At 69.6% G+C, this 22,056-nt stretch carries 21 protein-coding genes; 5 read left to right on the top strand and 16 right to left on the bottom strand.

The annotated features are described in order from the left end of the window. Together D7W82_RS26610 and D7W82_RS26605 are read right to left on the bottom strand one after the other, a co-directional pair. Positions 1 to 795, bottom strand: a 795-nt coding sequence (locus tag D7W82_RS26610; protein ID WP_120621036.1) for a 5'-nucleotidase C-terminal domain-containing protein, incomplete at its 3' end; no start/stop codon positions are given. Beyond that, positions 795 to 3,827 carry a TonB-dependent siderophore receptor gene (locus tag D7W82_RS26605; protein ID WP_120621035.1) on the bottom strand — a complete coding sequence of 1,011 codons (3,033 nt, stop codon included), beginning with the start codon at positions 3,825 to 3,827 and terminating at the stop codon, positions 795 to 797. The genes D7W82_RS26610 and D7W82_RS26605, both read right to left, overlap by 1 nt. Positions 3,828 to 3,939: 112 nt before the next feature. Here D7W82_RS26605 and D7W82_RS26600 point away from each other — a divergent pair, with 112 nt between their 5' ends. Continuing rightward, the gene (locus D7W82_RS26600) at positions 3,940 to 5,499 is read left to right on the top strand and encodes a ChaN family lipoprotein (protein WP_120621034.1); all 1,560 of its coding nucleotides are present in this window, start codon (positions 3,940 to 3,942) and stop codon (positions 5,497 to 5,499) included. 60 nt (positions 5,500 to 5,559) lie between these two features. Continuing rightward, the gene (locus D7W82_RS26595; RefSeq protein ID WP_147439545.1) at positions 5,560 to 6,240 is read left to right on the top strand and encodes a hypothetical protein; all 681 of its coding nucleotides are present in this window, start codon (positions 5,560 to 5,562) and stop codon (positions 6,238 to 6,240) included. A 37-nt stretch (positions 6,241 to 6,277) separates the two neighbouring features. Here the strand turns inward: D7W82_RS26595 and D7W82_RS26590 are convergent, their stop codons facing one another. From D7W82_RS26590 to D7W82_RS26540, 11 genes are all read right to left on the bottom strand, one after another. Further along, positions 6,278 to 6,673, bottom strand: coding sequence for a LysM peptidoglycan-binding domain-containing protein (locus D7W82_RS26590; RefSeq protein ID WP_120621032.1), 396 nt, complete (start codon positions 6,671 to 6,673; stop codon positions 6,278 to 6,280). A gap of 109 nt (positions 6,674 to 6,782) precedes the next feature. Beyond that, on the bottom strand, positions 6,783 to 7,727 hold the full coding sequence (locus D7W82_RS26585) for a hypothetical protein (RefSeq protein WP_120621031.1): 945 nt from the start codon (positions 7,725 to 7,727) through the stop codon (positions 6,783 to 6,785). An 82-nt stretch (positions 7,728 to 7,809) separates the two neighbouring features. Beyond that, a complete protein-coding gene (locus tag D7W82_RS26580) occupies positions 7,810 to 8,196 on the bottom strand; it encodes a hypothetical protein (protein ID WP_120621030.1) in 387 nt (128 codons plus the stop codon). 127 nt (positions 8,197 to 8,323) lie between these two features. Further along, a complete protein-coding gene (locus tag D7W82_RS26575; protein ID WP_120621029.1) occupies positions 8,324 to 8,875 on the bottom strand; it encodes a hypothetical protein in 552 nt (183 codons plus the stop codon). Between the two features lie 91 nt (positions 8,876 to 8,966). Beyond that, positions 8,967 to 9,761, bottom strand: coding sequence for a class I SAM-dependent methyltransferase (locus D7W82_RS26570; RefSeq protein WP_120621028.1), 795 nt, complete (start codon positions 9,759 to 9,761; stop codon positions 8,967 to 8,969). After that, on the bottom strand, positions 9,751 to 10,527 hold the full coding sequence (locus D7W82_RS26565; RefSeq protein WP_120621027.1) for an SDR family NAD(P)-dependent oxidoreductase: 777 nt from the start codon (positions 10,525 to 10,527) through the stop codon (positions 9,751 to 9,753). Before D7W82_RS26565 ends, D7W82_RS26570 begins: the two co-directional genes overlap by 11 nt. Positions 10,528 to 10,745: 218 nt before the next feature. After that, positions 10,746 to 11,573, bottom strand: coding sequence for a 3-keto-5-aminohexanoate cleavage protein (locus D7W82_RS26560; protein ID WP_120621026.1), 828 nt, complete (start codon positions 11,571 to 11,573; stop codon positions 10,746 to 10,748). Further along, positions 11,570 to 11,968, bottom strand: a complete 399-nt coding sequence (locus D7W82_RS26555; RefSeq protein ID WP_014396341.1) for a hotdog fold domain-containing protein — start codon at positions 11,966 to 11,968, stop codon at positions 11,570 to 11,572. Before D7W82_RS26555 ends, D7W82_RS26560 begins: the two co-directional genes overlap by 4 nt. Further along, a complete protein-coding gene (locus tag D7W82_RS26550; RefSeq protein ID WP_120621025.1) occupies positions 11,965 to 12,750 on the bottom strand; it encodes an OAM dimerization domain-containing protein in 786 nt (261 codons plus the stop codon). Before D7W82_RS26550 ends, D7W82_RS26555 begins: the two co-directional genes overlap by 4 nt. Positions 12,751 to 12,754: 4 nt before the next feature. Further along, entirely contained in the window at positions 12,755 to 13,240 is a 486-nt protein-coding gene (locus tag D7W82_RS26545) for a hypothetical protein (protein WP_120621024.1), read from the bottom strand. After that, positions 13,237 to 14,787, bottom strand: a complete 1,551-nt coding sequence (locus D7W82_RS26540; RefSeq protein ID WP_120574364.1) for a lysine 5,6-aminomutase subunit alpha — start codon at positions 14,785 to 14,787, stop codon at positions 13,237 to 13,239. Before D7W82_RS26540 ends, D7W82_RS26545 begins: the two co-directional genes overlap by 4 nt. A 313-nt stretch (positions 14,788 to 15,100) precedes the next feature. On the opposite strand from D7W82_RS26540, the gene D7W82_RS26535 reads away from it, so the two are divergent. The 3 genes from D7W82_RS26535 (at position 15,101) to D7W82_RS26525 (ending at position 19,346) form a co-directional block, all read left to right on the top strand. Next, positions 15,101 to 16,645, top strand: a complete 1,545-nt coding sequence (locus tag D7W82_RS26535) for a catalase (RefSeq protein WP_120621023.1) — start codon at positions 15,101 to 15,103, stop codon at positions 16,643 to 16,645. Positions 16,646 to 16,723: 78 nt separating this feature from the next. Further along, a complete protein-coding gene (locus D7W82_RS26530) occupies positions 16,724 to 17,341 on the top strand; it encodes an ankyrin repeat domain-containing protein (RefSeq protein ID WP_120621022.1) in 618 nt (205 codons plus the stop codon). Between the two features lie 310 nt (positions 17,342 to 17,651). Next, entirely contained in the window at positions 17,652 to 19,346 is a 1,695-nt protein-coding gene (locus tag D7W82_RS26525; protein ID WP_233587947.1) for a glycosyl hydrolase family 18 protein, read from the top strand. Here the strand turns inward: D7W82_RS26525 and D7W82_RS26520 are convergent. The 3 genes from D7W82_RS26520 to D7W82_RS26510 form a co-directional block, all read right to left on the bottom strand. After that, a complete protein-coding gene (locus D7W82_RS26520; protein WP_120621020.1) occupies positions 19,343 to 20,368 on the bottom strand; it encodes an L-erythro-3,5-diaminohexanoate dehydrogenase in 1,026 nt (341 codons plus the stop codon). The two genes, D7W82_RS26525 and D7W82_RS26520, sit on opposite strands and share 4 nt — an antisense overlap. Positions 20,369 to 20,381: 13 nt before the next feature. Next, positions 20,382 to 21,389, bottom strand: a complete 1,008-nt coding sequence (locus D7W82_RS26515; RefSeq protein ID WP_120591687.1) for an esterase family protein — start codon at positions 21,387 to 21,389, stop codon at positions 20,382 to 20,384. A 34-nt stretch (positions 21,390 to 21,423) separates the two neighbouring features. Next, the coding region (locus D7W82_RS26510; RefSeq protein WP_233587946.1) for a uracil-DNA glycosylase family protein at positions 21,424 to 22,056 on the bottom strand (633 nt) is incomplete at its 5' end.

The following is a 22,056-nucleotide window of genomic DNA, read 5'->3' as shown; positions in this document are numbered from 1 at the left end:
GGTGAAGACGATGCGCGGGGCTTCCTTCAGCGCCTGGACCGGGCTGGGGTACGTGCTCTTCATGTACGCCGCCGCGATGTTGGCGTCCGTGCCGCCCAGCTTGCGCGCCGTCACCGGGTTGCGGTCCGGGTCCTGTCCCGCGTTGCCCAGGATGCCGCCGTAGCCGTCCCCTCCCTCCAGCAGGAACGTGGACATCGCCACCCGGTAGCGGATGGACGCGTCGTCGCGCGCGGGGATGGACACGTCGCGTCCGCGCACCCGCAGCCCCGTCACGCGCTGGCCCGCCGGACGCCCGCAGTCCACGCGCAGGGTGGTGCCCTCGGAGACGTGCAGGAACGCGCCGGACGGCGACACGATGGCCTGCCCTTCCACGGCCAGCGCCTCCACGGAGTGCTCGAAGAGGTCCACGAGCTGCTTCTCCGTGAGGTCCACCGTCACGAGGAGGTTCTCGAAGAGGATGACCTCGTGCAGGACGCCGTCGGTGAGCGGCCCCGTGCGCAGGGACGTGCGGGTGACGCACAGGCCTTCGTCGCGCAGCGAGCCGCCGTTGATGATGCCCAGGTCGGTGGGCTTCGCGGCGCCGTCCTCCGCGTGGAGGAACGCGTCCGCGGCCAGCTGCCCCAGCGCGTTGTTGTCGTGGCGGGTGAAGGCCGAGCCCAGCTGGACCTCCTCGCCCAGGAAGCCCACGACGGCGTCGGGGTCGTCCACCAGCGGGGTGCAGGAGTCGTTGTACGCGAGGCAGCCGGGCAGGAGCGTGAGCGCGGCGAGCGCGGCGGTGAGGTGGCGGCGGTCCATCAGTAGAAGGCCCTCAGGGTGAGGTAGCCGGACACGCCCTCGCGCGGCAGCAGGCCGGTGACGCGGTCCGGACGGGGCACGTCGTCGCGCAGGTCGTGGTCGAAGAGGTTCTGCGCGTAGAGCGTCACCTCGAAGTGCTCCCAGATGGGCTCGGTGCGCAGCTGCGCGGTGATGAGGCTGTAGGCGGGGATCTCGTAGCGGCGGATGAGCTCCAGCGTGGAGCGGTTGTTGTTGCGCCGCTCGGCGCCGGAGCGCACCACCACGTCCAGGTTCAACCAGTCCCCCAGGGGCATGGACACGCCCGCGTTGAAGCGCGCCTGGGGCACGTCCGTGAGCAGACGGGACTGCTCCGGCACCTCCAGGTCCTGCGCGCGGGACAGGCTGGCGTTGACCCACGCGACGGCGCGCTTGGACGCCTCCAGGCGGGCCTCCGCCTCCACGCCGTACACGCGCACGCCCAGCTCGCGGTTGCGCAGGGGGACGATGTTGCCGCTGGTGTCCACGGGGGTGATGGGCGAGGCGAAGTTCTGCAGGAAGGCGTTGGCGCGCACGCGCACGCGGGTGTCGCCCGCGGCCTGGACCAGGTCCATGCCCAGCTCGAAGGTGTCCACGGTGGTGGGCTTCAGGAGCGGGTTCCCCTCGAAGCGGCCCTGGTTGTAGTCGGTGTCGGGGATGCGCTCGACCAGCTCCTGGGGCGTGGGCGCGCGGAAGGCGCGGCCGTACAGCGCCTTGAGCACCAGCGCGTCCGACGCGGCGATGACCAGGCCCACGCGCGGGTTGACCCGCACGACCATCCGGCTGGCGTCGAGCGCGCCCGTCGCCTCCGCGTCGGGAAGCTGGGTGGCATCCAGGCGCAGGCCGAAGGTGAGCGTGAGCGCGGAGAGCACGGTCCACTGGTCCTGCGCGGAGAGGCCCAGGGTGAGGCGGCGCGAGGCCGCGCCCTGCGTGAGGTCCACCAGCCCTTCAGGGGCGGCGGGGCTGGGGCGCAGGCGGCCGTCGAGCGTGTAGTTCGTGGTGTAGTCGTACTGGGACAGCGACTGCTGTTCGGCGACGAAGCCCAGGGTGAGGTGGTTCTCCTTCGCCAGCGCGAAGTCCGCGTCCACGGAGGCCGTCACGGTGCGCACGGTGACCCGCGTCTGCTCCTGGAGTCCCTCGGGGAAGAGGCGGTCCAGGCCGTCCCCGGTGCGGAAGTCGAGCGGCGTGAGCTGGAACAGGCGGTCGGTGGACTGCTGATCGAAGCCCAGCCGGGCGCGCACCTGGCCGCCGTCGGCGAGGGGCCGGTCCCAGGTGAGGTCCGCGAGGAGCACGTCCCAGGACAGCTGGGAGTCGTTGCCCACGGTGTCGAACAGGCCGACGAGCGCATCGCGCTTCTCGGAGAGGTAGCGCGCGGTGACGCCCAGGCGGCCGGCGCTGTCCAGGCCGTAGGACACGCCTCCGCCCGCGTTGACGAAGAAGCGGCCGTCGCGGGTGCGGCCCGCGGGCTGGTCCACGTCGCGCAGGCCCTGGGCCACGGACTCGTCGTCGAGCGCGTCGTGGTCGATGACGAGCGAGTCGCCTTCCTGGGTCCAGAGGTCCAGGTCCGCGAACAGGCGCAGGTCGCCGGTGGTGTGCGCGGCGGACAGGTGGCCGTCGGTGGCGAGCGCCAGGCGGCCGTCGTCGCGAGGGACGCCGCCGGTGGTGATGGCGCCGCGGACGCCGTCGGCGTGGTGGGTGACCAGGTTGACGACGCCCTGGAAGGCGCCCGCGCCATAGACGGCGGAGCCGGGGCCGCGGATGACCTCGATGCGCTCCAGGTTCTCCACCGGCAGGTTCATCAGCGCCTTGCCGTCGAAGAAGTTGTTGAGGCGGTGGCCGTCGAGCAGGAAGAGCACCTCCGCGTCGTTGCGCAGGCCCCGGATGGCGGTGCGGTGGAAGCCCTGCACGTCGCGGCTGACGGACACGCCGGGCACCACGTCCAGCACGTCCGCCACCGTGCGGGCGCCCAGCGCGATCATCTGCGCGCGGTTGAAGGAGGCGCCGATGGCCGGCACGGTGCGGACGGCCTCCTCCTGGAGGGTCGTCACCGCGAGCACGTCCTCCGCGCTGTAGAGCGCCAGGTCGTCGTCCAGGGTGCTGCGGGAGGCAGTGGACGCGCGGGAGTCGGCGCGAGGTTCCGGGGGAACGTCCGCGTTGAGCGCGGCCATGGCGTCGTCGGAGTTGGAAGCGCGGGAGCCGCGCGAGTCTCCGCTGTCCGCGCGGCCGGAAGTCCGCGAGTCCGTACCGCTGGCGCGAGTCGGAGCCCGGGAGTCGGACGCGTCCGCGCGGCTCGAAGCCCGTGAGTCGGACGTGTCCGTGCGGCTCGCAGCGCGTGAATCGGACGGGGCCGTCCGGTTCGAGGCACGCGGATCCGTCCCGCTGGGGGTGCTCGAGGCTCGTGAATCGGACGCTCCCGGACGGGAGTCCACGCTGTCCGCTCGATTCGACGTCCGCGAATCGGGGGTCTCCGCGCGTATGCCCGGCCCATTGGACGGAGGCGGAGTCGGAGCGCGGCTCGCGTCACCGTCCTCCCCTGCCCCTGACGGCGGCGCGAAGGCATCGATGTCGGGCGAGGACCTGGGGGCTTCACGGGTCCCCTTGCGGCCCGGCGGTCCCCGGGCCGGCGGTGGCTCCGGAGCCTGCGTCCCCACCATCACCCTCGCGGGCCGGAGCGCGGACATGAAGAGCGGCGTGCGCGCCCCATCCACCATCGCCGCTTCGACGAAGTACTCCACTCCGGGTGACACCATGTGCTCCGCGGGAATCACCGCGCGGTACAGGTCTCCGTACTGCCGCTCCATGGGGACCTGGACGTACGCCTCGCCCGGGCCGCGATAGCGGACGAAGAGCTCCAGCACCTTGCCGCCATCCACCAGCGTCGCATCCAACTGGAGGGGCTGCCGGGCCTCGGCGCGCGGCGGCGACGCGTGCAGCAGCGCGGCCTCTTGCGCGTGAACGGGGGCCGCGGCGAACACCACGGCACAGAGGATGAGCGAGCGAGAAAGAACGGTCTGCAAGATTGACGACGATGGTCCGTTGCAGGGCCATGCGAGTCAAGCAAGCCACCTGCCCGCGTCCCGCCGATTTTTTGCCGCCCCCGCGAGCGCATGCGACGGTGCCTGTCGCTCCATGCGCGCGTCGCTTGCCCTTCACCTCGCCCTCTTCCGCCGCCAACGCGCCCAGATCGCCCGGGTGGTCGAAGGCCGCACCGACGCCTTCCGCGCCTACGAGGCCCGCTACCGCCGGCGCACGAGCACCTATCAGCGCGTGGTCCCCCTGACCCACGTGCACCAGCGCGTCGCCGCGTCGGACCTCGTCTACGTCGGCGACTACCACACGCTGCCGCTCGCCCAGCAGACCTACCTGGACCTCGCCGAGCGCGCCCTCGCCTCCGGCCGCCGCGTCGTGCTGGCGCTCGAGTGCGTGGAAGGCCGTCATCAAGCCGCCCTCGACGCGTACCTCGCGGGACGCCTGCCCGAGCGCACCCTGATGTCACGGCTGGGCCATGGCCCCACCCCGGGCTTCGGTCCCGGCGCCGGCATCCGCGCGGTGCTCGCCTTCGCCAAGCGCCTCAAGCTCCAGGTGGCCGCCATCGACCGGCGGGCCCAGGGAGAACGCTCGCTCGCGCTGCGCGACGCCTTCGCCGCGGAGCGAATCGCCCACGTGGCCCGCGCGGAGGACGTCCCACTGGTGATGGTCCTGGTGGGCCAGTTCCACGCAGCGCCCTGCCACCTGCCCGCGCAGGTGGAGCGCGCGCTGGGTGACGCCCATCCGCGCCGCGGGCTCGTCGTGTACCAGAACGCCGAAGGCCTCTGGTGGCGCCTCGCGCGCGAGGGCCGGCTGGGCAGCGCGGAGGCCGTGGAGCTGGCGGACGGCGCGCTGTGCCTGATGAACGCCTCGCCCGTCCTCTGCCAGCAGAGCTTCCTGGACTACCTGGAGGCAGAAGGCGACGACGCGCCCCTCCTGGACCGCAGCGCCGCGGAGCGCTTCCGGGACATGGCGGAGCTCATCGGCGGGCTCGCGGGCGTGCCCGTGGGCCGCGAGCTGGACTCGGTGGAGGTGACGACGGCGGCGGACGGCGACGTGCTCGCCCGCATCCGCCGGCGGGGCCGCTTCACCCAGGCGGAGCTGTCCCAGCTGCGCAAGCACATCCTGTCGCGCGAGAGCGGCTACATCCCGCGCGCGCGCACGGCCTACCTCGCGTCGCTGTCGCTCAACCACGCCGCGGAGGAGGCCGCCCACTTCGTGCGTCACTGCGCCGTGGGCGACGCCATGGACGCCCCGCGCGGCGCGTCCGAGGCCTTCTACGCACGCTGTCTGGAAGAGGCCCTGGGCTTCTTCGGCTCCAAGCTGATCAACCCGCGCCGCACCTGCCCCAACGTCACGGAGTGGGCCAAGCGCTTCGGCGAGGCCCGGGGCCTGGAGCGGCAGATCGCCGCCTTCGTGCTCGCCCACAAGGCAACGGAGTCCGAGGCCCCCGACGAGGCCGTGAAGCTCCTCCCCCTGCGCCGCGACCGCCTGTTCCACGGCGTCAGCCACGCGCTCGGCTACCTCCTGGGGGACAGCCTCTACCGCGCCTTTGACGCCGGTCAGGTGGACACCGCCGACATCCGCGCCCTCTTCCGCGACCCGCTCGTGGATCCGCGCGGCGCCTACCTCACCTGGGCCGCGCGCCTGCGGGGCCTCTAGGCGCGTGGCAGCGGCGACCCAGCTGAATTCCGCGGCGGCTTGAAGCTACATTCCGGCGGCATGACCCCATCCCCTCGTCCTCTCACGGGCGTCGTGTCCGCTGTCCTCCTGTCCCTCGCCGTGGGCCTCGTGCTGCCCGGGTGCTTCTCCACTCAAAGCGCCTGCGTCCATGGCTCGTCCATCTACTTCTGCAATGAGGACACCGAAGACGAGTGCCGCGACTTCTGGTGCGATGGCTGGGACTACTGCGGCTACTTCGACGGCGACTCGTGCGAGGACGTGGGCTTCTCTGACGGCGAGGTGTACCTGAGCAGCTTCTCCGAGCCGAGAACGCCGGATTGGAGCTGGGGGACGCCTTCTGGCGGCTCGGGCGGTGGTGGTGGTGGCGGAGGCAGCAGCGGCGCGTGCGCCTACTACGACGGGAACCTGAACCGCGTGCTCTGTGAGCAGCGCACCTCGGCCTCCAGCTGTTCAGGCAAGTGGATGGGCAGCGGCACCAACTGCTCCACGCTCAAGTGCACGAGCAACACCGACCCCAACACCTGCACCGTGTCGGGAGGCAGCTCGGGCGGCACCTGCACGTCCACCTACCAGGGGCCCACCGGAGACGCGCAGGTCTACACGCAGTGCGCTTCCGTGTGGAACTACCGCTGCCAGCAGAAGAACGACAGCGCCGCGGACCAGAACTGCCTCGTCTACGACTCGCTCGAGGCGACGGTGGAGTGCCCGTACTGCCCTTGATGCATCGGGAGGACGGGCCTCCGTCCCTCGCCGCGGCTCAGGCGCGGTTGGCGATGGTCTTCGGCGGCAGCTTGAGGACCTGGCCCACCTTGATGTGGTCCGGGTCCTTGAGCTGATCCTTGTTGGCCTCGAAGATCTTCGTGTACAGCTTCATGTCCCCGTAGATGTCCTTGGCGAGCTTGCTGAGCGTGTCGCCGGACTTCACGGTGTGGACGCCGTAGGGCTCGGCGTGGGTCACGGTGAGCATCACCATGATCTCGTCGTTCCACTTCGGGTGCTTCGCCTTGATCTGATCCCACATGCGATCGCGGTCGAAGGCGTGGTCGACGGTGCCCTTGATGACGAGCTTGCCGTTCTCCTCGCGCGTTTCGATCTTCGCGCCCACGTTCTTCGCCACGTCCAGCACGTCCTGGTAGTCGTTCTGCAAGGCCATCTGTGTCCTCCGGTCGTGAGGGCGCGAACTCAAGCACCCCGCCCGCGGGCCATGGCGGGCCGGAGGCAAGGGCCTGAACGAAGCTCAACACTGCGCAAGCAGGAGCTGTTCAGAGCACCACGTCCGCGCCGGGCTCCGGTGCGACGTTCAGCGCCTCGGGCGGCGCGAAGGTGCCGTCCGGCCGCAGCTCGCGCAGGACCTCCTCGCGGCTCAGGAGCACCTCGCGGATGGTGCCATCCGGAGACAGCGCGTAGACGCGGTCCTGGTCCCCCCCGCCCACGAAGAGGCCGCCCAGCGCGGGATAGAGCATCACCAGCGCGAGCTCCGTCTCCAGCGGCCCCGGGAAGAGCACGTGCGCGTGCGCGGAGAACTGGGGCCGCTCCCCGTCCGCGTCCGGCGCTACGGACACGGGGATGAGCCCCTGGTGCAGGGGCAGCTCCTGGAGCTTCTGGCGGCCGTCCTGGCTGAACTTGAAGCGGAAGTCGCCGCCCAGCAGGTACAGGTCCGAGTCGTCGAAGCCCTGGAGCACATAGACGGTGATGCCGCCGTCCTCCTCCACCACGACGGGGTTGAGCTGCTTGCGGCCGTGCACCTGGAAGACGCGCTCGCAGGCGGCGCTCACGGCGCGGGCCAGGGCTTCCATGCCTTCGGGAAGGGACTCGACGGGGAAGTCCTCCATCTCGCCGGAGAACTCGATGGGCGCGCGGTACGCGTACGCGGGAACGAACACGTCCTGCGGGTTGAAGCGGCCGAAGACGGAGTACCAGGCGTTGCCGCGCGGCACGGTGAAGAACCAGTTCATCCGCGAGCGGTCCAGGTCCGGACGCGCGAGCAGCAGGTCCGTGGCGCTGATGGCGCCCTTCTCCGATTCGACGATGTACCGCGCGCGCTTCTGCACGCGCTGGAGCTCCGCGTCCGCCACCAGCTCCCCCGAGGCTTGCGCCGCGTCCGGCGCGTCCACCGGGGCCCGCGCCACCTCCGCCTGGGTCGCGCTGGAGTGAGCGCGGCAGCCAGCGGTCAGTGCGACGAGGGCGACGAGGAGACTGCGCAGCATGGGGACTCCCGCGGACGTAAGGGCCCGGTCAGTCTGTGCCGGCCGGGGCCCTCGCGTCACGTCCCCCACGCACGGCGGGACCTCAGGCGCCCTGCTGCGTGGGCGCCAGCGCGGCCTTGATCTTCTGCTTCAGGGCCTTGCGGCGCTCCTTGAACTGCGCGCGCTGGGCCTCGTCGACCTGGCCGTTGCTGGAGGCGCGCGCGGCCTTCATCTCCTCGTGGAGCTGCCTGGCCTCCGCCTTGAAGCCGTCGGCCTGGGCCTGCGACAGACGCCCTTCGGCGACCTGCTTGTCCAGCCGGTGCTCCATGCGGCCGAACTTGTGGCCCCCGCCGCCGTGCTTGCCCCGGCGCCCCTCGCACTGGCCGGCCTTGGCGTTGGAGTCGGACGGCGCGGCCGTCTGGGCGAGCACGGGCACGGCGAGGAGCAGCGTGGCGACGGCGGTACCGCGAAGCATGGACTTGAGCGACATGGTGTGTGGACTCCGGGTTCAGGTCAAAACGCTCCGGGAGCAGCCGTGCAGCCTGCTTCCCGTCGCGCTCTGACACTCAAAACCCCGGAGCCCGCCGAAGGTTAAAGCGCCTCCGGAAAAGCGCCGGCTACTGGCAGTCCGCCAGGCCGTAGGTGAAGTCCTGGCGCGGCGTCTGGCCCGGGTCCTGGTTGATGGCCGCGATGCTCAGGTCCGTGTACGACACCGTCTGCGAGCTGCCGATGACCATCTGCGTGCGCTGCACGCGCGTGGTGGACAGCACCACCTTGCCAATCGAGCCGGTGGGCTCGACGCGGTAGCAGTTCATGATGCGCGGATCCACCGTGGAGCGGCGGCACTGCGTGTACTGCCCCAGCACCGTGCGCTTCTCATACGTGCAGCGGCAGTCCCAGGGGTCATAGGCCTCCACCACCGTGGCCGCCTCGTAGCCCGTGGCCGTCTGCACCACCTCCAGGTAGCTGCCATCCTGCGGCTGCGTGCAGCGCATCAGCGTGTCGCCCACGGCGCCCTGCTTCACCTCCGCCAGCGCCGGCTCCACCTTCACCTCGGCGCCCGCCTCGATGGCCTGCAGCGGATCCCTCGAGTCCGCTCCCTCACAGCCCAGGCCCAGCAGCGAAACACCCAGCAACACGACCGCGGAAAGACGCAGCGACACCTTCATGGACGACTCCTACGAATGGGGGGATGTCCGGGAGGACCCGGACCCCTTACCTGTAGGCTCTCCAGGCGGCCGGGCGCAACGCCCTTCTGCGTCACGAACGCGATACGGGCTTCAGCGCGCGGGTGGCCATGAAGGTCGGCAGGAACGTGGAGAGCAGGTCATTCCCCGCGTACTTGTCCTCGAACAGGTTCGTGAGCACGAAGCCCGCCTCCAGCTGTCCGCCCAGCTGGTCCTCCAGCGAATGGCCCACGACCATGGGCTCGTCCTTGTCGGTGTAGCGGCGGCGCTCCTCGTCCGTGAGGCTGGTGAAGTCCGAGTACGGCATCGTGTATTTGAGCCGCATCACGCCCTTCTCCTCCTCCACCGGGTCGAAGAGGTAGCGCACCGGGTTGCAGATGCCGGACAGGAGCACGCCGCCCGGGCGCAGCACGCGGAAGGCCTCGCGCCACACCGGGAGGATCTCCTCCGCGAAGCAGTTGGAGCACGGGTGGAAGATGAGGTCGAAGCTCCCGTCGGCGAACGCGGACAGGTTCCGCATGTCGCCCTCCACGTACTGGAGCGTGAGCCCCTCGCGCTCGGCGACCTTCCGGTCCTGCCCCAGCTGCGCGGGCGAGTTGTCGAACACGGTGACGTTCGCGCCCGCGGCCGCGAGCACCGGGCACTGCTGGCCCCCCGCGCTGGCCAGGCCCAGCACGTCCTTGCCCTTCAGGTCCCCGAACCACGCGCGCGGCACGGGCTTCGTCGGGGTGAGCACCACGCTCCAGTCCCCCCGCCGCGCGGCGGCGATGACCTCCGGAGACACCGGCAACGTCCACGTGTTGCCCCGTCCCACCTCGCCGTTCCACGCCTCGCGGTTGTACGTCCGCACGTCCAGCTCAGTCTTCATGCAGCACCCTTCCTTCCATGCCCCCGGCCACGGTGACGACCTCGCCCGTCACGTGGCCCGAGATGCGATCCGACGCGAGCGTCACCACGACGCGCGCCACGTCCTCCGGCTGCCCCACCTTGCGCAGCGGCATCGTCCGCGTGACGCGGCCGACGAACTTCGGGTCCGTCAGCTTGTCGCGGTTGCGGTCCACTTCCGTCCAGCCCGGGCACACCACGTTGACGCGGCCCATGGGCGCGATGCGGTGAAGTTCGTTCTTCAGGCTCTTCACGAAGCCCGCCGCCAGCGCGCCCTTCGCCGCCGCGTAGTCCGTGTGGCCCGCCTCACCGAAGAGGCCCGCCGTGGAGCTGATGATGACGATGGTGCCCGTGCCCGTGGTCTCCACGTGGCGCAGGAACGCGCGGCAGCTCAGGAACACGCTGTCCAGGTTCTGCGCCAGCGTGCGGCGCCAGCGCTCCAGCGACATCTTCCACAGCGGCTCATCGGGCGCGGGGTACACGCCGGTGTTGCACACCAGCACGTCCAGCCGGCCCAGGTCCTTCACCGCCTGGGGCACCAGCGCGTCCACGTCCGCCTCCACCGTGAGGTCCGCGCGCACGGCCGTCCCCCCCACCTCGCGCGCGAGCGCCGCCGCCTTCTCCTGGCTGCGGTGGTAGTGCACCGCCACCTTCGAGCCCTCGCCCGCGAACGCCCGCACCAGCGCGGAGCCGATGCCGCCCGCGCCGCCCGTCACCAGCACGCCCTTGCCCTGCAGTCCCGTGTCCATCGCTTCGCGACTCCTCGTGGGCTCCCGTCAGAGCGGGAGGAATGCGCGGCATGATGCCCGAGCCGTCCTGTACGGACAGCCAGGACGAAGGGGCGGTGTGGGGGGATGCGCTGCGTGCCGGGCAGCGGGACGAAATGCGCGCGAGGCTCCTGACAAACGAAGGCCCGGGGCGTCGTCCGCTCCCGGGCCTCGTGTGCTGGCTTCCGCGCGTAGCGTCTTCAGCCCAGGCGCAGCAGCTGCCGGGCCTGCTCGGGGGTGGCGAGCTCACGGCCAGCGGCACGGGCCCGCTTCGCGGCCTCCGCCACCAGCTCGAAGTTGCCCTTCGCGAGCACGCCCTTGGACAGGTAGATGTTGTCCTCCAGGCCCACGCGCGCGTTGCCGCCGCGCTTCGCGGCCTCCTCCACGAACGGGAGCTGCTGGCGCCCCACGCCCGCCACCGTCCAGGAGCTCCCCTCCGGCAGCGCGGCGATCATGAAGTCCAGCACCTCCGGCCGCGCCTGCAGCGTGCCCGGCACGCCCAGCACGAAGTCGAAGTGCGCCGGCAGCTCCACCAGCCCCTCCTTCGCCAGGTAGCGCGCCTCGTCGATCATCCCGACGTCGAAGCACTCCAGCTCCGGCTTGAGGCCAATGGCCTTGATGCGCTTCGCGATGTCGCGCACCAGCGGCCGGGGATTCCAGAACACCTCTTCCCCGAAGTTCACCGTGCCCGTGGTGAGCGTGGCCATGTCCGGCTTGTCCGCGCCGGTGAGCGTGAGCCCGCCGCACCGCTCGTCCACGTCCATGCCCACCGCGCCGCCCGTGGACACCTGGACGAGCACGTCCGTGCGCTTGCGGATGGCGCGGATGGCCGCGCGGAACAGCTCCGCGTCCTGCGACGGCTTGCCCTCCGCCGTGCGCACGTGGATGTGCACCATCGCCGCGCCGGCCTCGCGGCACTTCGCCGCGTCTTCCGCAATCTCCTCCGCGGTGATGGGCAGGTACGGAGTCTGCTCGCGCGTCGTCTCCGCGCCCACCAGGGCGGCGGTGAGGACCATGGGCTTGCTCATCGCTTCACCCGCTGCTTGTCCTTGGGCACCACGCACGTGCCCGAAGCGCGGCACACCACCACCGCCTCCGGCAGCACGTCCGCCGCCGAGTCATTCACGTCCGGCCGGGGCTTGATGACCTTGCGAGCCTCGAAGCGCATCTTCCGCGACGTGTTGCCCTCGCTGATGATTTCGCCCTCCGCCTCGATGAAGTCCCCCGCGTACACCGGGGCCAGGAACTCCACGGAGTCGTAGGCGCGGAACAGGCCCTCGTCCCCGTCGGAGCGGATGCACAGCTCCGTGGCCACGTCCCCGAACAGACCGAGCATCCGCGCCCCATCCACCAGGTTGCCGCCGTAGTGCGCGTCGTGGCTGCCCATGCGCAGCCGCAGTACCGCCTTCGTGCCAGTGCTCACGAGGGTTCCCCCTGGTAGTGGGAGTCCGCGGACTCCGAGCCTTCCTTCTTCATCACCGCGTGCACGATGTAGTTCGCCACGTCGGACGGCTTGGTGCCCGGCCCGAAGCCCGCGTCGAAGCCCAGCTCCAGCGCCAGCTTGTGGTCCACGCGCGGCCCGCCCAGCAGGAGCAGCGTCTTGCCGTGGATGCCCGCCGCCTTCGCCGCGTCAATGAACTGGCGCGAGTTGTCCTTGTGCACGTCGCGCTGCGTGACGACCTGCGAGACGAGGATGGCGTCCGCGTGCTTCGCGGTGGCCTTCTTGATGAGGTCCTCGTTGGGCACCTGGCTGCCCAGGTTGAAGGCCTCGAAGCCGGGGTAGCGCTCCAGGCCGTAGTCGCCCGCGTAGCCCTTCATGTTGAGGATGGCGTCGATGCCCACCGTGTGCGTGTCCGTGCCCGTGCACGCGCCGAAGACGACGATGCGCCGGCGCACCTTCTCCTTGATGAGCGCGTTGAGGTCGTCGAACCCCATCTTGCGCACCACCACCTCCGGCACGTCGATCTCCGCGTAGTCCAGCGTCACGTTGGAGCGGGCGTAGACGACGAAGAACGTGTACTGGTCCGCCGCGCGCTCGGCGGCGGCCACCTTCACGTCCGTGAAGCCCATCTTCTTCGTGAACTGGGCGGCGGCCTCCTTGGCCTTCTCCGACAGCGGCACCGGCAGCGTGAATGACAGCTGCACCATGCCGTCGTCGCGACGGTCGCCGTAGGGGCGGATGATCTGCTTGCTCGGCTTCACCATCGAACTAGCCCTTCTTGCCCTTGGGCGGCGTGAACGACACGCTGGTGCCCACCTTCTCGGCCACCGCGGCGAAACGGTCCTTCTTGCCCTGCTCCATGTAGAAGACCACCGACCACGTCGTCTTCCCGTTGCAGCCCACGTACGTCACGGTGTCCACGTTGCCGCTGCCGTCCGGCGCCGCGTCCGTGTCCATCTTCGTGGCCGCCGGCTGGCCGCCGACCTTCAGCATGGTCCAGCTGTCGCCGCCCATGTTCGCGAGGATCTTCGTGCGGCACAGCTCCGCCTTCATGCCCGCGGTCTGCACCGTGCCCACGTCCACCAGGAAGTACGCGTCGCCAGAGGGCGCCAGGAACTTCTCCGAGCCGTCCACGTTGGAGCGCGTCCACGCCGCCGGCGCCTTCAGCGCGATGTTCTTCACCGTGACGCTGCTCAGCGCATCCGCGCTGCCGCCCGCGGCCATCATCACAGCCACGAAAGTACCCAGGATCATGACGCCTCCAGCATTTCCAGGAACGGGTTGAAGTAATCCGGCGCCTTCTCCAGCACGCCGTCCAGGCCCTTGCCACCGGTCTCCTCGCGCTTCACGTCACCGAAGCGCCCCTTGCCGATGGCCGCCACCATGCCCTCGGTGTGGCACTCGCGCAGCAGCTCCTCCGCCTTGGCGAAGACCTCGCGCGCGCGGTTGGCGATCTTCCCGTCCTCGCGGACGGTGAACTCCTCGTCGATGCCCCGCGCCGCGCGGTGGATGTACGACGCGGACTTGAGCGCCACGTACCGGTCCGCGAGCAGCGGCGTGTGCATGGCCTCCGTCATCATGCCCAACAGCTGGATGCCCTGCCGCGTCCAGATGGCCACCAGGTCCGCCATCACGTCGTACGCGTGGCTGAAGAAGATGTCCGTCTCCTTGTGCTTCGTGGGCGGCATGTACTTGAGCGGCGCATCCGGGAAGCAGCGGCGCACCAGCATCGCCTGCGACAGCTCCAGGAGCAGCGTGTCGTCGCGGTACGGGTCGATTTCGTACGAGTGCCCGATGCCCAGCTGCCAGTCCTTGAGGCCCGCGCGCTTGGCGAAGCACTCGTTGATGAACTGGCTGGCGATGACGGTGTGGGCCGCGTCGTAGGCGTCCGCGGTGGTGATGTAGTTGTCCTCGCCGGTGTTGATGATGATGCCGGCCAGGGCGCAGATGCGGCGGCTGAAGTACTGGTCGATGAACGTCCGCCGCATGTTGATGTCGCGGAAGAGGATGCCGTACATCGCGTCGTTGAGGAGCATGTCCAGCCGCTCGTACGCCGCGCAGAAGGCGATCTCCGACATGCACAGGCCGGACGAGTAGTTGGTCAGCTGGATGTAGCGCTTGAGCTTGCGGCTCTCGTCGTCCAGGGCCTCGCGCATCACGCGGAAGTTCTCCTGGGTGGCGTAGGTGCCGCCGTAGCCCTCCGTCGTCGCGCCGTGGGGCACATAGTCCAAGAGCGACTGCGCCGTGGAGCGGATGACCGCGATGACGTCCGCGCCCGCCTGCGCCGCCGCCCGCGCCTGGTCCACGTCGTCGTAGATGTTGCCGGTGGCGACGATGACGTACTTGTGCGGCGCGGGCGACATGGGGAACTGCTCGCGCAGGGCGTTGCGCTGGGCGATGCGGGACTTCAGCTCCGCCATCGCCGCGCGGGCCTCCTCGCGCACGGCGTCCCGCAGGTTGGCTTCCATCTCCGGAGACAGCGCGCCCAGCTTGTCCGTGGGCAGCGCGGTGATGCGCTCCACGGCGTCCAGCGGACTGCTGGCGCCCAGCTGAAGCGCGCGGCCGTACCAGTACGCGGCGCCCCGGTTCAGCACCCCGGCGGACTGCAGCTTGTCCACCATGAGGTTGGCCAGCGGTACGCCACGCGTCCCCGCGCCGGAAATGCCAAAGAAGCGTAAGACGGTGCGCTCATTGGAAACAGTGGTGTTGCGTTGGATGAGGTCGAAGATCGGATTGACGATCTCGTCCGCCAGCTTGCGCGCTTCGGCAATCCGCGCGTCGTCGATGAACGGGCCTGACATGCGCGCACCCTACCCGAGCGCCGCGTCCTTCGGCTCAAGAAGACGGCCCCGCACCACCAGCAAACGATGCCGCACCGCGCCTCTTGAATGGTGAGACGCATCACGCGAACGCCTCCTCACCGAAACTCCGTTGCGCGCTGACACACCGATAAGCCGGTGTCAGCCACCACCGTCATTTCGGTTCCACCACCGAAAGGCCGGTGGTCGCCTTCGACCCTCCCAGTTCAACCCATTGAATTTACAAGGACCGAAGGATCGGCACGAGGCGTGCTCTAGGGATGGTCCGGTTCCCCCGTCACCCCAGGAGTCCCCCTTGAACCGACGCTCGTTGATGCTCGCCGTCCTGCTGTCTGGCGCCCCGGTCCTCGCCGCCGGCACCCCGCCGCCCATCACCACCGACTCGGGCGCGCCGCTGGGCACGAACCAGAGCTCCAAGACGGCCGGCCCGCGGGGCGGCATCCTCCTGGAGGACTTCGCCCTCATCGAGAAGCTCGCGCGCTTCGACCGTGAGCGCATCCCGGAGCGCGTGGTGCACGCGCGCGGCGTGGGCGCCTACGGCTCCTTCGAGAGCTACGGCGACTTCTCCCACCTCACGCGCGCGTCCGTCTTCTCCCAGAAGGGCAAGAAGACGCCCATGTTCGTGCGCTTCTCCACGGTCATCCACCCCAGCGGTTCACCGGAGACGCTGCGCGACCCGCGCGGCTTCGCGCTGAAGTTCTTCACGGACGAGGGCAACTGGGACCTGGTCGGCAACAACCTGCCCATCTTCTTCATCCGCGACGCCATCAAGTTCCCGGACATGGTGCACTCGCTGAAGCCATCCCCGGTCACCAACCGGCAGGACCCGGGCCGCTTCTTCGACTTCTTCAGCCACCAGCCGGAATCCACGCACATGCTCACCCAGCTCTATTCGGACCTGGGCATCCCGGCGAGCTACCGGCAGATGGATGGCAATGGCGTGCACGCCTTCAAGTTCGTCAACGCCAAGGGGCAGGTGAAGTACGTCAAGTTCAACTGGAGGTCGCAGCAGGGCGTGAAGGGACTCACCGTGGAGGAGGCCACGAAGCTGGGCGGCGAGGACTTCCAGCACGCCACGCACGACCTCTACACGAACATCCAGGCGGGCAAATTCCCCTCGTGGGAGCTGAGCGTGCAAGTGCTGGATCCCAAGGACCTGGACGGCTTCACGTTCGATCCGCTGGACGCCACCAAGGAGTGGCCCAAGGACAAGCTGCCCCCGGTGAAGCTGGGCAGGTTCACCCTCAACAAGATGCCGGACAACTTCTTCGAGGAGACGGAGCAGTCCGCCTTCTCCCCGGGCGTGCTGCCGCCGGGCATCGAGCCGTCCGAGGACCGCCTGCTGCAGGGCCGCCTCTTCTCCTACGCGGACACGCAGCGCTACCGCCTGGGCGCCAACTACCTGTCCCTGCCGGTGAACCGCGCGCGCGCCACGGTGAACAACAACAGCCAGGCCGGCGCGATGAACAGCGGCCACACGAAGTCGGACGTGAACTACGAGCCCAGCGTCACGCGTGAGACGCAGGACACTCCCTCCGCCCTCTTCTCCAACGCGCCGCTCGCCGGCACCACGCAGCAGCGCCCCATCGAGAAGACGGACAACTTCTCGCAGGCGGGCGCCTTCTGGACGGCGCTCGACGCGGGCGGCAAGGAGCGGCTCATCCAGAACCTGGCCGGCGACCTGGGACAGGTGCGCGACGCGAAGGTCAAGGCGCGCATGGTGGGCCACTTCTACGCGGCCAACGCGGACTACGGCGCGCGCCTGGCCAAGGCCGTGAACGTGAAGCTGGACGACGCGAAGGCCACCATCGCCCCGCTCGCCACCCACCACCAGCCTTGAGCTGACGACACCGGGGCCGCCGGTGACACGACGGCGGCCCTGCCTCCCCTTCACGCTTCCTTCGCTGGAGATGCCCTCATGGTTCGCAAGCTGCTGCTCGGTTCGCTGGGGTTGGTGATGCTGGTGTGCACGGTGCTGACCGCCGCGTGGATGTCCCTGCGCGCCCCGGCGACGCCCGCCGGACGGCTGCTCGCCACCAGCGACGCGGAGCGCTACCTGCTCGCCGCCGCGCGCGAGGGTGAGACAGACATCGTCCAGGGGCTCGTCAAGGCCGGCACGCCCGTGGAGGCCCGCGACGCGCGAGGCTTCTCCCCCCTCATCCTCGCCGCCTACCACGGCCACACCCGGACGGTGCGGGCGCTGCTCGACGCAGGGGCGGACGCGTGCGCGGGTGACAGCCGAGGCAACACCGCCCTCATGGGCGCCGCCTTCAAGGGCTACGCGGACGTGGTGAAGCTGCTCTCCGCCCAGCCCTGCGCGGTGGACCAGACCAACCGGCTGGGCCAGACGGCCCTGATGTTCGCCGTCCTCTTCGGCCGCACGGAGGTGGCCGACCAACTGCGCCACCAGGGCGCCTCTCCCGCGCTGCGCGACGCCAGCGGCCGCTCCGCCCAGGATTGGGCCCGAACCCAGACGCCGGACGCCCCGGTCGCGCCCACCCCGCTTCCGGACGCCCCCACCGCGCAGGTGCGCTGAAGTCCGCACGCCAGGGACGGGGCCGCCTGTCAGCCGCCCCGGGCACCAGCCATCCCCAGGGGCTTCATTTCCCACCCACGGAGGTTCTGTGATGACCTACAGGAATGGCATTAGTCGGCTTAATAAGCACTTTGCGTGACATACAAAAATACAGAAACATTCTGCTTGGTCTTGACTCTCACGGGGGGTCCTACCGCATAACATCCCGCGTCCGATCAGGAGTGCGAGAATGAACAGCCATTGGTCAAAGCGGTTGCAGCGATGTGTGGTTTTTGCACTCGCGGGGATGTTTGGCGGTTGTGATTTCGGTATGGGCCCGGACAAGGAGGAAACTCCTCCCGCCGCGCCCGAGGCTCCACAACAGGTCGTCGCGCAGCCGGCGGACGCTTCCGCCCTGGTGACGTGGACGGTGCCGCCCAAGGATGGAGGCAGCCCGATCCTCTACTACGTGGTGCGCTGCATCCCCGAGTGTGGCGGCGCGCTGGTGAACGCGCCCGACACGCAGGCCACCATCCGGGGGCTGAACAATGCCTTCCCCTACGCCTTCAAGGTCGCCGCGGTGAACGCGATGGGCGAGGGCCCGGGCTCCATGAACTCCGAAATCGTCACGCCCCAGGCGGGCATGGCCATCGCGAGCCCCACGGTGCCGGGGCAGCCGCGCGCGGTGAATCCCACGGCGGGCAATGGACAGGCCTACGTGAGCTGGCTGGCCCCGGCGAGCTTCGGGGGACGGCCCTTGAGCTACTACAAGATCATGGCGGAGCCCGGTGGCCTCACCCAGCGGGTGAACGCCCCCTCGTCCGGGATGCTGTTCGAGGGCCTCGCCAACGGCACCGCGTACACCTTCAGCATCTGCGCGGCCAACGAGATGGGCGAGGGCCCCTGCACCCGGGTGCCCGCGCAGGTGTCGCCGCGGAGCGGTGGCGCCCCGGTCAGCTGGGTCATGGGCTACTGGGTGGGCTACCAGAAGGATCTCTACCCGGCGGAGACCGTGGACATGTCGCTGCTCACGCACGTGGCCATGGGACGCATCCGGCCGATGATTGACGGAACGGTCACCAAGGTCTTCGACATCAGCGAACACGAGGGACCGATCCAGGCCCGGAGGCTCTCGGAGCAGGCTCACGCCGCAGGCAAGAAGGCCCTGCTGATGCTGGGCGGCATGGATGAGGACGCGGGCTTCAGGGGCGCGACGGAGACGGTCGAGAAGCGCCGGAACTTCGCCCGCGCCATCATCGATGCCGTCCACGAGTTCGGCTACGACGGCGTCGACGTGGACTGGGAGCCCATCAAGCTGCCAGGGGATGGTCCGCCGCTGCTCGCCCTCCTGGACGACCTGCGTGCCATGGACGACACGCTCATCATCACCGTGCCCGTGGGCTGGGTGAACTCCAACTTCGGCCTGAGCAAGGACGAGAAGGCGTTCTATCCCCAGCTGGTGGCGCGCGTCGATCAGCTGAACATCATGTCGTACAAGATGAGCGGCGACTGGGCGGGTTGGAAGGTGTGGCATTCCAGCGCGCTCTTCGGCGATACGCTGGCCCACCCCACCTCCGTCTCCAGCTCCGTGAAGGCGTACCTCGATGCGGGCATCCCCGCGCAGCGCTTGGGCGTCGGCATCGGCTTCTACGGATCCTGCTGGAAGAACGCCACCGAGCCTGGCCAGCCCGTGGACGGCCCCAACAATCCGTACGAGGAGCAGAGCGACAACCGGATGAGCTACGCCAACATCCAGAAGGAGTACCTGCCCAAGATGAAGTACCTCTGGGACGCGACGGCGCGGGTGCCCTACCTCTCCGACGCCGACGCGAAGGGCCCGCAGTCCTGCAACTTCGTCTCCTATGAGGACATCCCCTCCGTGACGGAGAAGGGCCGCTGGGCGCGAGAGCAGGGCCTGGGGGGCGCCATCATCTGGACCATCAACCAGGGCCACATCAAGGAGGCCCCGGTAGGTGAGCGGGATCCGCTGCTGAAGGCCGTGCACGCGGCCTTCCTCAAGCCCTAGACGTAGCGGGCTTCGAAGAGCTGGCGCAGCGACGGTTCGGTGCGCAGCAGGTCCAGCGTGAGGGTGGCGTGGCCGGGCACGTAACCATTGCCCACGAGCATGGCGACGTCCTTGCCCACGCCCTCCGCGCCCAGGGCCGCCGTGGTGAAGCTGGTGGCCATGGAGAAGAAGATGACCGTGCCGCCGTCCTTCACGGACAAGAGTGACGCCATCTCCGTGTTGCCCACGCTGGCGCAGTTGACGACCAGGTCGCAGAGCTGACCGCCCGTCGCATTGGACACGGCATCCATCACGTCCACGCCCTGGGTGGCGTCCACCTTCAGCGCCTCGTCACACAGGCCGATGGCGGACAGCGCGTCCAGCGCCTTCTGGGAGATGTCCAGCGCCAGCAGCTTGCCGCGGCTCTCCAGGCTGCGGCGGGCCTGCGCCAGGCACAGCGCGCCGCTCTTGCCCGCGCCCAGCACCGCCACCGTCATGCCCGGGCGCACGTGGCGCGCCACCAGCGCGGGCGCGCCGCAGACATCCAGCGCCGCCAGCGACAGCGTGTCCGGCATGTCCGTGGGGAGCTTCGCGTAGATGCCGCTCGCGAAGAGCAGCGCGTGGCCGCGGATGTCCACGCGGTCGATGTCCGCGTGCACCGCCTTCACCTCTTCGATGACGAGCGGCGTGAGCGTCAGGCTCACCAGCGTGGCGATGCGGTCCCCGGGCTTGAGCACGCCGTTGGCGGGGTGCTTCGCGCCCAGCTCCTTCACGCGGCCAATGAGCATGCCGCCGGAGCCGGTGACGGGGTTCTGCATCTTGCCGCGCTCACGGACGATGTCCTGGATGCGCGAGGCGATGCGCACGGGGTCGCCGCCCACGTCGTCCTTGATCTGCTTGAAGGACGCGGCGTCGATGTTGAGGCTCTCCACGTCGATGAGCAGCTCCGCCTCGCGGCACGGCAGCGAGGGGTCCAGCTTGCGAGCGCGCTGCGGCAGCACGCCCTTCTCTCCCATGACGCGCGACAGTCCGTAGGTATCCATGGGCTCCCCCTTATCAGTCCCGCGCGAGGAGCGGCACCAGCACCGACAGCGACCGCTCGAAACGGTACGACACGCCCGAGTGCCCGTCCTCGAACTCCTCGTGCGCCACGTCCACGCCGCCGGCCTTCAGGTCGTCCGCCACCATGCGCGTGCCCCAGCGCAGGTTGAACTCGTCGCGCGTGCCGGCGTCCAGGTAGACCGTCTTGAGCTTGCGGAAGGAGTCCATGAACTTGGGCACGAAGCGCACCGGGTCGTGCACGAGCCACCGGTTCCACACGTCCAGGCGCAGCTTCGCGTTGTGCTGCTCGAAGGGCAGCTCCAGGTTGAGCGGCTCGCCCTTCTTCGGCGAGTACGCCGCCGCCATGGCCAGGATGTTGATGACCGGGAAGTCGTCGCCGCGCACCTTGGTGGCCACGGCGCGCTGGCGCAGCTCCGTCACCCACGCCTCCACGCCGCCCGCCTTCATCAGCGCGGTGGCCGCCTTGGGCAGGTCCGGCATGTACGAGTACTCGAAGTAGGAATCCGGGGCGTGCGCGCCGACCAGGGAGAAGATCTCCGGGTGGTAGCGGCCCATCACCAGCGCGCCGTAGCCGCCGGAGCTGTGGCCCACCACCGCGCGGGACGCGGCCTTGGGCAGCGTGCGGAAGGTCTTGTCCACGAAGCCGACGATGTCCTTGACCAGGTAGTCGCGGTAGCGGCCGATGGCGTCGCTGTTCACCCACTGGCTGCCGCCCAGCTTCGTCCACGCGTCCGGGAAGACGCCGATGACGGGCGGGATGGCGCCCTGTTCGATGAGCGCGTCCAGGCGGTCCGGCACGGAGGGAGAGAAGCCGGACGCGTTGGTCCACGAGCCGCCGCCGTTGCCGAAGGCGTGCAGGAAGTAGACGACCGCGTAGCGCTGCGTGCCTTCCGCGTAGCCCGGCGGCAGGTACACGGTGAGCCGGCGGCGGGCCGGATCTCCCAGCGGGTTGTTCTCCAGCGCGGGGGAATGCACTTCACGCGTCTCGAGCACGCCCTTCATCGGTGCTTCTCCTGGTCGCGGTGCGCCGCGCGTTCTACGCGCTGGAGCCCGGGTGCTTGCCGAACAGCTTCATCACCTGCTGCAGGTCCTCCCACGCCTTGCGCTTCTCCGCGCTGTTGCGCAGGAGGTACGCGGGGTGGAAGGTGGGCATGAGCTGGATGCCCTCGTATTCGCGCCACTGCCCCCGCATCTTGGTGATGGGGGTGGTGTCCCTGAGCAGCGTCTGCGCCGCGAACTTGCCCAGCGCGACGATGACCTTGGGCTGGATGGCGAGCAGCTGCGAGCGCAGGAAGGGCTCGCACGCGGCGATCTCATCCGGCTCCGGGTTGCGGTTGCCGGGCGGGCGGCACTTCACGACGTTGGCGATGTAGACGTCGTTCCGGGTGAAGCCCATGGCGCCGATCATCTTGGTGAGCAGGTCACCGGCGGCGCCCACGAAGGGCACGCCCTGGAGGTCCTCGTTCTCACCGGGGCCCTCGCCCACGAACACCAGGTCCGCGCGAGGGTTGCCGGAGCCGAACACGATGTTCTTGCGGCCCGTGCACAGCTTGCAGCGGCGGCAGTCGCCCAGCTCGCGGCGGATCTGATCCAGCGTGGGCCGTTCCCCCTCCACGACGCCGGGCAGCGCGCCGTTGTAGCGGGGCGTCGACTTGGGCACGTCCAGGAG

Origin of the sequence: Corallococcus sp. CA049B (assembly GCF_003611685.1) — a bacterium.
In the GTDB taxonomy this organism is placed as follows: Bacteria; Myxococcota; Myxococcia; order Myxococcales; family Myxococcaceae; genus Corallococcus; species Corallococcus coralloides.
The sequence above is the reverse complement of the archived record's forward strand: the minus strand, read 5'-3'. Positions and strand labels throughout refer to the sequence as shown.

Excerpts from the sequence above, each read along its gene's own strand:
- D7W82_RS26530 (WP_120621022.1), top strand. The coding sequence starts at position 16,724 with ATGGTTCGCAAGCTGCTGCTCGGTTCGCTGGGGTTGGTGATGCTGGTG.
- D7W82_RS26585 (WP_120621031.1), bottom strand. The coding sequence starts at position 7,727 with ATGCTGCGCAGTCTCCTCGTCGCCCTCGTCGCACTGACCGCTGGCTGC.
- D7W82_RS26550 (WP_120621025.1), bottom strand. The coding sequence starts at position 12,750 with ATGGTGAAGCCGAGCAAGCAGATCATCCGCCCCTACGGCGACCGTCGC.
- D7W82_RS26580 (WP_120621030.1), bottom strand. The coding sequence starts at position 8,196 with ATGTCGCTCAAGTCCATGCTTCGCGGTACCGCCGTCGCCACGCTGCTC.
- D7W82_RS26515 (WP_120591687.1), bottom strand. The coding sequence starts at position 21,389 with ATGAAGGGCGTGCTCGAGACGCGTGAAGTGCATTCCCCCGCGCTGGAG.
- D7W82_RS26520 (WP_120621020.1), bottom strand. The coding sequence starts at position 20,368 with ATGGATACCTACGGACTGTCGCGCGTCATGGGAGAGAAGGGCGTGCTG.
- D7W82_RS26560 (WP_120621026.1), bottom strand. The coding sequence starts at position 11,573 with ATGAGCAAGCCCATGGTCCTCACCGCCGCCCTGGTGGGCGCGGAGACG.
- D7W82_RS26600 (WP_120621034.1), top strand. The coding sequence starts at position 3,940 with ATGCGCGCGTCGCTTGCCCTTCACCTCGCCCTCTTCCGCCGCCAACGC.
- D7W82_RS26540 (WP_120574364.1), bottom strand. The coding sequence starts at position 14,787 with ATGTCAGGCCCGTTCATCGACGACGCGCGGATTGCCGAAGCGCGCAAG.
- D7W82_RS26545 (WP_120621024.1), bottom strand. The coding sequence starts at position 13,240 with ATGATCCTGGGTACTTTCGTGGCTGTGATGATGGCCGCGGGCGGCAGC.
- D7W82_RS26590 (WP_120621032.1), bottom strand. The coding sequence starts at position 6,673 with ATGGCCTTGCAGAACGACTACCAGGACGTGCTGGACGTGGCGAAGAAC.
- D7W82_RS26595 (WP_147439545.1), top strand. The coding sequence starts at position 5,560 with ATGACCCCATCCCCTCGTCCTCTCACGGGCGTCGTGTCCGCTGTCCTC.
- D7W82_RS26575 (WP_120621029.1), bottom strand. The coding sequence starts at position 8,875 with ATGAAGGTGTCGCTGCGTCTTTCCGCGGTCGTGTTGCTGGGTGTTTCG.
- D7W82_RS26525 (WP_233587947.1), top strand. The coding sequence starts at position 17,652 with ATGGGCCCGGACAAGGAGGAAACTCCTCCCGCCGCGCCCGAGGCTCCA.
- D7W82_RS26565 (WP_120621027.1), bottom strand. The coding sequence starts at position 10,527 with ATGGACACGGGACTGCAGGGCAAGGGCGTGCTGGTGACGGGCGGCGCG.
- D7W82_RS26570 (WP_120621028.1), bottom strand. The coding sequence starts at position 9,761 with ATGAAGACTGAGCTGGACGTGCGGACGTACAACCGCGAGGCGTGGAAC.